11 protein-coding genes and 3 tRNA genes (1 of these 14 only partly in view) are annotated in these 9514 nt (G+C 43.7%); 7 read left to right on the top strand and 7 right to left on the bottom strand.

Going from position 1 to position 9514, the window contains the following annotated elements:
- Positions 1-90 precede the first annotated feature (90 nt).
- Positions 91-528: a PepSY domain-containing protein gene (locus QC759_RS08575; RefSeq protein ID WP_048072566.1), complete on the bottom strand. Its 438-nt coding sequence runs from the start codon at positions 526-528 to the stop codon at positions 91-93.
- Between the two features lie 27 nt (positions 529-555).
- Between QC759_RS08575 and QC759_RS08570 the strand changes: the two genes are divergently transcribed.
- On the top strand, positions 556-855 hold the full coding sequence (locus QC759_RS08570) for a hypothetical protein (protein ID WP_048072565.1): 300 nt from the start codon (positions 556-558) through the stop codon (positions 853-855).
- A 148-nt stretch (positions 856-1003) separates the two neighbouring features.
- Here QC759_RS08570 and QC759_RS08565 read toward each other — a convergent pair.
- The 3 genes from QC759_RS08565 to QC759_RS08555 all read right to left on the bottom strand — a co-directional run bounded on the left by QC759_RS08565 (position 1004) and on the right by QC759_RS08555 (position 1828).
- Positions 1004-1077: transfer RNA gene (locus QC759_RS08565), tRNA-Lys, on the bottom strand.
- A gap of 504 nt (positions 1078-1581) precedes the next feature.
- A tRNA-Leu gene (locus tag QC759_RS08560) sits at positions 1582-1664 on the bottom strand.
- Between the two features lie 90 nt (positions 1665-1754).
- Positions 1755-1828: transfer RNA gene (locus tag QC759_RS08555), tRNA-Lys, on the bottom strand.
- Between the two features lie 564 nt (positions 1829-2392).
- Here QC759_RS08555 and QC759_RS08550 point away from each other — a divergent pair.
- From QC759_RS08550 to QC759_RS08535, 4 genes are all read left to right on the top strand, one after another.
- On the top strand, positions 2393-2614 hold the full coding sequence (locus QC759_RS08550) for a hypothetical protein (RefSeq protein ID WP_048072564.1): 222 nt from the start codon (positions 2393-2395) through the stop codon (positions 2612-2614).
- Between the two features lie 267 nt (positions 2615-2881).
- Complete coding sequence (locus tag QC759_RS08545; protein ID WP_048072563.1) at positions 2882-3586, top strand: zinc ribbon domain-containing protein; 705 nt, start codon at positions 2882-2884, stop codon at positions 3584-3586.
- Between the two features lie 57 nt (positions 3587-3643).
- Positions 3644-4354: a hypothetical protein gene (locus QC759_RS08540; RefSeq protein ID WP_048072562.1), complete on the top strand. Its 711-nt coding sequence runs from the start codon at positions 3644-3646 to the stop codon at positions 4352-4354.
- Between the two features lie 175 nt (positions 4355-4529).
- Positions 4530-4928, top strand: coding sequence for a pyridoxamine 5'-phosphate oxidase family protein (locus QC759_RS08535; protein ID WP_048072561.1), 399 nt, complete (start codon positions 4530-4532; stop codon positions 4926-4928).
- Positions 4929-5071: 143 nt separating this feature from the next.
- Here the strand turns inward: QC759_RS08535 and QC759_RS08530 are convergent, their stop codons facing one another.
- The 3 genes from QC759_RS08530 to QC759_RS08520 all read right to left on the bottom strand — a co-directional run bounded on the left by QC759_RS08530 (position 5072) and on the right by QC759_RS08520 (position 8090).
- Positions 5072-5749: a fibrillarin-like rRNA/tRNA 2'-O-methyltransferase gene (locus QC759_RS08530; RefSeq protein ID WP_048072560.1), complete on the bottom strand. Its 678-nt coding sequence runs from the start codon at positions 5747-5749 to the stop codon at positions 5072-5074.
- A gap of 741 nt (positions 5750-6490) precedes the next feature.
- Entirely contained in the window at positions 6491-6751 is a 261-nt protein-coding gene (locus tag QC759_RS08525) for a hypothetical protein (RefSeq protein ID WP_048072558.1), read from the bottom strand.
- Positions 6752-6881: 130 nt separating this feature from the next.
- Positions 6882-8090 carry an NOP5/NOP56 family protein gene (locus tag QC759_RS08520; protein ID WP_048072557.1) on the bottom strand — a complete coding sequence of 403 codons (1209 nt, stop codon included), beginning with the start codon at positions 8088-8090 and terminating at the stop codon, positions 6882-6884.
- Between the two features lie 54 nt (positions 8091-8144).
- On the opposite strand from QC759_RS08520, the gene QC759_RS08515 reads away from it, so the two are divergent.
- A complete protein-coding gene (locus tag QC759_RS08515; RefSeq protein WP_048072556.1) occupies positions 8145-9059 on the top strand; it encodes a dihydroorotate dehydrogenase in 915 nt (304 codons plus the stop codon).
- Positions 9060-9514, top strand: the 5' portion of a protein-coding gene (locus tag QC759_RS08510) for a dihydroorotate dehydrogenase electron transfer subunit (RefSeq protein ID WP_081944535.1). The gene runs 358 nt beyond the window's last position; 455 of the gene's 813 nt are visible here — the first part of the coding sequence; it begins with the start codon at positions 9060-9062; its stop codon lies off the right edge, out of view.

The following is a 9514-nucleotide window of genomic DNA, read 5'->3' as shown; positions in this document are numbered from 1 at the left end:
TAAAAAAAATTAGGGTTTCTACAAAGCCAATAAATTAAGTGGGATTAAGGGAATTATCCCCGAATCCCCATTTTTATCTAAGTCTATCTATTATGGTGGGTTTCTTACCTTTTCATCGGTGGTAATATCAACGGTTTCTGTTCCCAGGACTTTTCCAGTTTTGGCATCTACCAAGACATCACCCAGCACAGTTCCCACTGAATGCTGGCCCTCTACGGTTACCACCATGGGCACGTAATACACACTTCCTTTAAGGGAAGGTGTGCCCGCTCCCAGGCCATTATAATCTGATTTGGAATTCAGGTAGTTGGATGCAATGGATTTGGCCTGGGCTGAGGATATGTAACCCGAGGTGGTGGTCTGGTTCTGTTGGGTGGTGGTACCCTGGTTCACCACTGTGGTTGTGGTGTTGTTGGTAACATTGGGCGAGTTGTTAACCGCGGGCTGGAATAAAAGATAACTAACCCCGGCGGCAGCAACAAAGATCAGGATAACGACTCCAATTAAAATATAGGTATTGCGTTGCATTTTTTTTAAACCCCCTTATGCAGGGAAATGAGAGGGTCTACCCTAACATCCCCTATCTTTGATATATTCGCCCCAGTGTGTTATACATTTTATTATAAAGTTAGGGGGGTTTATCACAAAGTTAAGGGAGCATTTTATCATACGGTAAAGGGAGACAGCAGTCTATCCAACATCGATGACAATGGATATACCGTATACTACGACAGCTCAAACTCAGAAAATAGCTGGTTAAACGGAGAAACAAAAACTTTAAAAGACGGTGGAAAATTAACACTCCATCTATGGAATATTGAGGGAGAAATATCAATTATCTCTTTATTTTTTTAGAGAAAATTATTTCTATAGAAAATAATCCCTATTTTTAAGTTGAATTTTACATTTGAGGCATTATAGATAATTTAATCAAAAAAATATCTTATTACTCAATTGAGAATAAAAAGAGGCTTAAAATAATCAGTTGAAATAATAAAATAAGCGGGCCCGACGGGAGTTGAACCCGCGGCCACCTGGTTAAAAGCCAGGCGCTCTCCCAGACTGAGCTACGGGCCCTCTAAAATGCCGGATAATGAATGAAGTTTATTTTTGTGGGGTCCCACGTTTTCACATAATAATCTACACAAAAACAGGGTAGTAAATGGTTTATCGAACTATTATTTAAAGTTTGGCAATTGGAAACATGTTAATATTAAACAGATTGCTCTTAAGAACTTAATACGTTAATGAATTGAAGATACAAGTCTTATTCATTTTGTGTATTATAGTCCATATTGAAATATGAATGCATTGATAGTTTTACACTTATAATAGATGTCCTGCTGAACAAAAATCATATCAGAATCCCTCCAGATATGTTAATTTAAAGAAGAGGTTTTTTCCTGCTGGAATGCAAAATGTTTTGACTCATTTAGAGTTTATGGAGTCATTCAAGGGGATTAAATAAAAATCTAGGAATGGATATGAACTATTCTAAATGGGGGTATAAGTTATTTTTTAAAAGGGAGTATATATTATTCTAAAAATGATTTTAATAAATGAATATAATTCTAAAAGGAGTGCAGGGGAAGGGATTCGAACCCTTGAAGGCCTACGCCAGAGGATCTTGAGTCCACCCCCGTTGACCGCTTGGGTACCCCTGCAATCATATTATGGGTTTGCTGTTCCTCTAAAGAACATTCCCCTAAATGTGTGTAAGATCTGGATATCAGAATAATTATATTAAAATAAAGCGGGCCCGACGGGGATTGAACCCGCGACACCTTGGTTAAGAGCCAAGCGCTCTGCCAGACTAAGCTACGGGCCCTCTAGAACGCCCTGAATGAGTAATAATAATCTGATACGTGGAGTTTTCCACTAGATTTCACACCTAAAAGCAACAGGGTAGTAACTGGTTGGTGGAGCTATTATTTAAAGGTTTGGCCATGACAGTCGTTACTTAACCTATTATGTGTTTAAAACCTTTGAGTATTATAGAAATCTGAAATAACCTGTATAGTTATGTGTATACGTAAAATTCCATATTAAATTCTATTAAAGACAAATTCATGGTTTTTACTCTAATGAATAAAGGGGGTACTGGCAAAATTCCCCTGAAAAGTACATGTACCGGTGAGGAGGAGTAGGTATTTAATTTAGGGAATTTTAGGGGGTATCTATTTTCACCACCAGATTTATGTAGATAATCTGCTTAAATTATTACAGGGGTTTGTTAATCCCATAGCTTTTAAAAGTCGGACCGATCATAATTTAAAAATGATTTTCTGGGTCTAGGTCCGGGGAGTAACGTGGCCAGATTGGGATGGAGGGGAGGATATGATAAATTTTAGGTTAACCTGGTATTTTAAATCAATTTTAGGAGCATAATCTGATGGCTAAGAAAAAGAAAAAATCTCAGAAGAAGTCTTCCAAGAAGAAAAAGGCAGTGAAGAATGTTTCACAGAATACTTCCAAGGAACAGGTCTCAACCGACAAAACCGAGTACAAAGGCCCACAATCCTTTGATAAATACATGTTCATGGGGGTATTTTTCTTTGGTATAGCTTTCTTACTGCTGTATCTAGGCGGTTTGGTATATCACCTGCTGGCCTGAACTTATTTTTCATTTTTTAAACTTTTCTTACTTTTTAGGGCGAACTGGCTTTTTTTTAAATAAATACTTTTAAATGGTTAATTTTTAAAAGGGAGGATTAGATGGGGGAATAATTTTTTATGGGGGTCATAGGAACATTCCTGTTTCTAATCCTCACCCCATATTATGATCAATTATCATATTTATATTAATGTGTGGGGAAAAAATCAAGAATAGGAAGGATAAACACAGTATAATCAAGAGTACCCATGTGGGGGGCAAGATGAAATGAAATGTGAAAACTGTGGATATGATAACCATGCCGACGCTGCTTTTTGTGAACAGTGCGGTGCTAAATTACCGGAAAAAGCAGCCTTTGGTAGAAAATCCACTCAACCCGAAAAAGAAGAATCAAAAAATATTAACACTGCATTGATCGTGGCCATAGTGGCTCTGGTGGTAATATTGGGAATCATGGGAGGAATACTCCTGAAAATGGGAAGTTCCAGCACCCCGGCCAACACCACCAACACCACCACCCTGGCCCCAGAAACAATATCCCTGGCTACTGGATTTCCGGTGTCCCAAGTACCTGGCCTGGCCAGTGAAATATCCCGGGTGGGAGTGGGGTTCAGCACCATAACCTACCAGGGAGTGACCCTGGACAAGAACCAGTGCCTTTACATCTTGGCCAAGGGCCTAACAATGATAAGCACCGGACAAACTGGTAATATTCCCATAAACCAGTACAAGAGTCCGGATAATGCCTATGGAACAGTTACCAGTGCCACCATTGCCCAGGCGGATTATCTGAGCATGGCCCAGAGAACCTGTACCTGGATGGATAACAGTGGCCAGACACCCAACTATATTGGTATCACTGTATCGGGCCAACCAGATTTATCCCCGGATTCCATGTTGAACATGTATGCCAAGGTTTTAACCCAGTACAAATCAACTGGACAGCTACCAGCCAGTGTAACCATACCTTAAGGCCGGGAAAATCTAAGTTCAAAATAACAGGGCCTTAAAAATCTAGGAGAACTGAGAATGGGGAGAAAGCTTCAATTAATCCTGGTGCTAATCCTGGTGTTTGGTGCCGCAGTCCTATCCTCATTCTATTTATTCCCCCTCTCATCACTGGAGAAAAACTCCACAGCAACCACCTACAGCAGGGTGGTCCTGGGAGAAACAGAATACGGGACAGTTACCCGAGAAGGACCCTACGGTAATCCCCGATCACCCTATAAGATAGCCTACGTGGTGGGGGTGCACCCCCTGGAATACCAGGCCCACCTGGCCCTGAAGGAGGCCCTGAAAAACAGGAACCACACCCTTAACTACTGCTACTATATTTACCAGGTAAACGTCACCCAGAATGCCGATAACTACGACCAGGGAAGGGCTAATGGCCAGTCTTTGGCCTTCAACTACGTTGTCCCGGATATTAAAAATTCTTCCCCGGATCTGGTGATTGACGTCCACTCCAATGAAGGCCATTACCAGGAAAAATGGTTCTTATTTGTCCCGGGACAATTCAGCAGGGCAGAATCAATAGCCCAGCAGATTAAAAGTCACGTCAGCTGGTTAAAAGTGTACAGTCCGCCCAATCCCACCAGTCCAGCCTATGTAACTCTCCCCCTAATACAGGCCGGTATTCCAGCCATGATCTATGAAACCTACACCTACCAGTCCCAGAACCAGACTCAAAAACAGGCTAACGAGATGGTTTCAGTGGTGGATCAGCTGAAACTGAGTTGAATTAATTTTTCGGGGAAATTTGGTTTGAAAGGGTAGCACTGTTTTTTAGGGAGTTTGTGGTATTTTTTAGAAAATGGAAAAGGGTAACTAAAATATAGTTAGTATATTTTGCTGACCATTAAATACATTATTCTATTAGGTGAATGTTAATTAAAGACACATTACAGGTGATCTTATGGTAATGAACAAGGAAATGATGGATGCAATAGAAAAAAACAACATAGTATGGTTAGCCACCGCCAATAACAAAAGCACTCCCAATCTGGTTCCAATTGGATTTGCCAGACCATTGGATGGTGAAACCATCTTACTGGTGGCTAACTTCATGAACAAAAGTTTGGAAAATCTTAAAAACAATCCCCAGGCCACAGTGGCTGTGGGGGACATATCAGAATGCCCATACCAGTTTAAAGGCACGGTGGAAATACACGAGTCTGGTAAATACTTTGATGATGCAGTGGAATGGGCTAAAAGTGTCATGACTCAACTAGCACCTAAAGCCGCAGTCTTGCTAAAGGTAACTGAAATATATTCAGTGCAACCGGGTCCTGATGCCGGTAAAAGAGTTGATTAAACCAATAAAGGATAAAATATGGGGATTTAATCCCTTTTTATTCATATTTTACAAAAGTAGTCTTTTAGGGTGTTCCCTTTCTATTTTTATTAGGGTGTTCTCTTCGATTTTAGAATTATTTTGTTTTGGAATTTGTATTAAGGTTAAAATGCAAATTCACAGACCAGGCAGCGGTGGTCTTTCTCGTAAGGGTCCAGATCAACTTTATCCACTATCCGGAAGCCATGCTCCTTTAAGAAGGATGCTTCCTCCCTGAATATCTGTTTGGGCTTGCGGGTGACATCTATGCTCCGGGCCTTGATCATGATCATGCCCTGTCCTTCTTCCCTCAAGAAGAGGCGCATGTTGTCCATGAATATTTCGGTCTGGTTAGGCTGGGCCACATCAGAGTAAAGGAAGTCCACCTTCTCCAGCAGTCCCTGGTAATTGGCGGGTTTATGGGCATCTTCCAGCAGGGGGATCATATTCTCCCGGGCCCGACAAACAGTGAGGAGCTCCCTCATCATGCGGGGTGCAAACTCCACACAGTATATAACTCCCTGGGTGATGATATCCGAGATGTGGGAGGGAGTTGTGCCTGCCGAAGCCCCAAGGTAGAGTATTCGTGAATCATTTTTAACCGGGAAGGTTCCCAGTCCTTTAAGAAGGGCCGCTGCCAGTTTAGAACGGCGGGGATCCCAGAGGCGATACTCTTTATCTTCATAGTCCACCAGCTTCTCCCCGTAAACCCTTACCTGGGGGTTGAGGTTGCAAGTGGCCAGGTGACCGTCCAGTTCGTATACTCCGCTGATTTTATTGCCAGATTCCAGTTCAAACTCCATTTTACATATCCCTTTGATGATTTTCGAAAATTAGTTTCCTCTCTAAATAACTTGCAGTTGGGAATATATTAAACTTTCTGGATTTAACAGTTCTCTCTCGGGAGGTTTTTACTGGGTTCGCAGTGTCCCCAAAATTTCACCGGAACCACGCTGTGCATTGTAGCCGGTTTTTATCCTATTAGCAGAGGATTGGCCAGTAATCCGGGAAAAGTATGATTACACATCAGGGTCTATTCCCAAAAATATATTTAAAAAACAAGTCTTACTGGGTAATTTGGAGGGATTCCAGGCCAATGAATCAGGATTAATTCCAGTGGATTTCTCGGAAGTTCGGAGCATCCCCAGGGAAATGAGGGTGAAAAAGCAATCTGAACCTAGTTTACAGTGCTCATAGAGATTAAGGATGCGATTGTAGATGTCTACCACAGAATGATCCCACTAACCAGATATCTTATTTTAACCACTTCGCGGTGGGATTCATTGGCCATGATCCTCTATTCTTGTTAGGTAATATAAATATATCCTATTAGATTATTCCGGGGTAGAACTTAAACTGATATCTCTAATAGAATTTGATCTACTGTAGAAATTCAAATTGCCAAAAATTGAACAGGTTAAAAGACAAGGTAATTAAATTGAGATTAATAGGGGGTAATGTAGAGGGATATATTATTTTCTGTAGAAAAAATAAGGGCCTTTTATCCGGGAATAACTGGGCCCGGTGGGCTAGTTCAGGGTTGTTCATTTTTTAAGGTTCTGGATGGTTTGATGAAGTTTCTCATGGGACTGGTCCACCGTGGTTTTAATGGCTGCTGCTTCCCGGTCAATATTGGAAAGACACTCCTGGGCCTGTTTCTGGTTGGCTTCCATGGTCTCCTTTAGTATGGTGAAGTTGTTCTTGAGCCGTTCCTCCACTCGCCGGGAAAACTGTATGGCATATACTGCCAGAATAATTGAAAAAACACTGGATATTATGGATACTATGGCCACCATATCGGTCATTGCAATCACCCTATACCTATTAAATGAAACAAACCACTCAAAAACTCTCAACTATCCTGATAGATATACATCTCCTTCACCCTTATGGGGGATAAATCCCCCCAAAGGTTCAGGCTTTTTACCATGAATGCTAGTACTGGTAGTCACCCTTCTTAAACCGGAATTTATCCTTTTTCTTCTTCCGTTTTTTGTCTTTCTTCTTTTTTTTAGATTTTTCGGTTCGTTTAGGGAAAGGATGTTCCTTAGTTATCTCTTCCACCCTTTTCTCAAAACTCTCCTTGACTGCAGCATCGTACTCCCCGGAGAAATAATCCTTCCGCACAGCCAGACTTATCTTACTGGCCAGTGCCCGGGCAATTTTCCCCCGAATCCACCACCGTGAGCCACGGACCGCAGGATGCTGATATATGAGACCATGCTTGGGTGGTCGCTCACCAGTCTTCAGATGACGGAACAGGGCCTTCTCTGCCCCCAGGATCTGCACGGTACTGGAGGGCAGGAGGGCCAGACGCTTAATACCTCCGGTGTGGGCGATGATCTTGGCACCCAGAGAGGCACCCACCAGATCCCGGAGGTTAGGGGCCATCTCCTCCATCTTCCCATCAACATAGCCGGTGGTGGATTTCTTGGATTCCTGGATGGACTGGATAGTCCTAGCAAAACCCTGTATCACATCCAGATCCTGGGGGGATAACTCAGCACCCAGACTCACCACCCCTTCATCCACCATCCCCTCCAGGGCCCCGGATTTTATAACTGATTCCCGGTCACCGTACTGGGCTACCAGTTCCACGTAGCGGGAATGGTCCCGTACATCATCCATTTCCGGGAAATGCACCGGGTACCACTCCCTTAGACGTTCCACCAGTTTAACCTCAGCCTCTTCCAGTTCCTCAATGGTGTGGATGGCCTGGATAAGCAGAAGATCCTGGGAATGGGAAGCATCCTTCAACCGCTTCTCGGTGATCTCCAGGGCCAGGTCCCGGGTAACACTCCACAGTTCATCCGGTGACTTTAAAAAACCAGTTTCATGGAGAAGTTGGCCCAAATTACTTCTAAAATAATCCCCACCTTTACTGGGAAGTTGATAGGTGAATTTAGCATGATATTCCAGGTCCTGGTAGTGGGAACTTCTCTGTGCAGTTTCGATGATGATTTCCTGGCAAACTTTACCCACCTTTCCCAGGAGCCTCTTCTCCTCTGGAGTTTCCCCTTCATCCTCCTGTTCAAACCATTTTTCCCGGAGTTCCTGGTGTGGGAAAAGTTCATAATCCATCAAGTTAAAATCTTCATCCAGGGCTACAAAGCCTGCAAAACAACCAACTACATAACACTTCATAGAATTTAATGTGTACTTGATGGAATTTAAACCTTCTAAACTTAAGGTGTAATCATGCTGGAAGTGGAAATTTGCCGGATGAAAATGAAAAACCCCACTGTACTGGCGGCGGGTGTTCTGGGAAGCAATGCATCTTCCCTTAACTGGGCAGCCCGTAGTGGAGCCGGGGCAGTGGTAACCAAATCCTTTGGAAAAGAACCCAACAAGGGTTACCCCAACCCCACCACCGTGGAAGTGGAAGGGGGAATAATAAATGCCATAGGACTGTCCAACCCGGGAGTGGAAACATTCCAGGGGGAACTGGAAAAGCTGGAGGGGCGGGTGCCCCAGATAGCCTCCATATATGGTTCCACACCCCAAGAATTTAGTGAAATTGCCGGTAAGGTGGAAAACCTGGTGGATGCTCTGGAACTCAACATATCCTGTCCCCATGCCCTGGAAGGCTGTGGGGCATCAATAGGTCAGGATCCGGATTTAACCCACAGTTTCGTTAAAGCAGTTAAAAAAACAGTTAAAATTCCAGTGATTGCCAAGTTAACACCTAACGTCACGGATATAGTGGAGATTGCCCAGGCAGCAGAACGTGCCGGGGCTGACGCCCTGACCTTAATCAATTCCCTGGGTCCAGGGATGAGGATCGACCTGGAAACCGGTCATCCCATATTATCCAATGGTTTTGGAGGAATGTCCGGGCCAGCCATAAAACCAGTGGCCCTGCGCTGTGTATACCAGGTCTACCAGAACGTGGACATACCCCTAATGGGTGTGGGGGGAGTTACCAACTACAGGGATGTGGTGGAATTCATCTATGCCGGGGCAAGCTGTGTTCAAATTGGAACTGCGGTAATGTACCAGGGACTGGAAGTCTTCCCGGAGATAAACCAGGGCCTCCTGAAGTTCATGAAAGAAAAGAATTACCAGAAAGTGGAAGAAATGGTGGGGCTGGCCCACCAGGGGAGGGTGAGGTAAATGTACCGGAAAGAAATCAAAAATATCCCCCAGGTACTCCCCATTAACCGGATAGTAGAGGAAACACCCACGGTGAAAACCTTTTACCTGCCCTGGGAGTTTGAAGGAGAGAGTCCGGGTCAGTTCTTAATGGTCTGGAATTTCCAGGATGAAAAACCAATGTCCATCTCCAGTCTAGACCCGGTGAATGGTGAGGTGGGTATTTCCGTGAAAATGGTAGGACCCTTTACCCAGGCGCTCCACAAACTTCAGGAAAATGATAAAATAGGGTTAAGGGGGCCCTACGGGAATGGATTTGAAATTGCCGGTTCCCGGGTCCTGGCAGTGGGAGGCGGCATTGGTATGGCCCCGGTGGCTGCTTTCACTGAAGAAGCCAGTCGTAGAGGTGTTCAGGTGGATACTATTACTGCGGCCACCACTAAAGATGAAATACTCTTCACCCAACGTCTGGAAAA

The sequence above is a fragment of the Methanobacterium formicicum genome, from assembly GCF_029848115.1.
Classification (GTDB): Archaea; Methanobacteriota; Methanobacteria; order Methanobacteriales; family Methanobacteriaceae; genus Methanobacterium; species Methanobacterium formicicum.
The sequence above is the reverse complement of the archived record's forward strand: the minus strand, read 5'-3'. Positions and strand labels throughout refer to the sequence as shown.

Bases quoted from the DNA above. Each gene is read 5' to 3' on its own strand.
- QC759_RS08530 (WP_048072560.1), bottom strand. From the start codon at position 5,749: ATGGAGTTTGAACTGGAATCTGGCAATAAAATCAGCGGAGTATACGAA.
- QC759_RS08545 (WP_048072563.1), top strand. From the start codon at position 2,882: ATGAAATGTGAAAACTGTGGATATGATAACCATGCCGACGCTGCTTTT.
- QC759_RS08550 (WP_048072564.1), top strand. From the start codon at position 2,393: ATGGCTAAGAAAAAGAAAAAATCTCAGAAGAAGTCTTCCAAGAAGAAA.
- QC759_RS08515 (WP_048072556.1), top strand. From the start codon at position 8,145: ATGCTGGAAGTGGAAATTTGCCGGATGAAAATGAAAAACCCCACTGTA.
- QC759_RS08525 (WP_048072558.1), bottom strand. From the start codon at position 6,751: ATGACCGATATGGTGGCCATAGTATCCATAATATCCAGTGTTTTTTCA.
- QC759_RS08535 (WP_048072561.1), top strand. From the start codon at position 4,530: ATGGTAATGAACAAGGAAATGATGGATGCAATAGAAAAAAACAACATA.
- QC759_RS08575 (WP_048072566.1), bottom strand. From the start codon at position 528: ATGCAACGCAATACCTATATTTTAATTGGAGTCGTTATCCTGATCTTT.
- QC759_RS08520 (WP_048072557.1), bottom strand. From the start codon at position 8,090: ATGAAGTGTTATGTAGTTGGTTGTTTTGCAGGCTTTGTAGCCCTGGAT.
- QC759_RS08540 (WP_048072562.1), top strand. From the start codon at position 3,644: ATGGGGAGAAAGCTTCAATTAATCCTGGTGCTAATCCTGGTGTTTGGT.
- QC759_RS08570 (WP_048072565.1), top strand. From the start codon at position 556: ATGAGAGGGTCTACCCTAACATCCCCTATCTTTGATATATTCGCCCCA.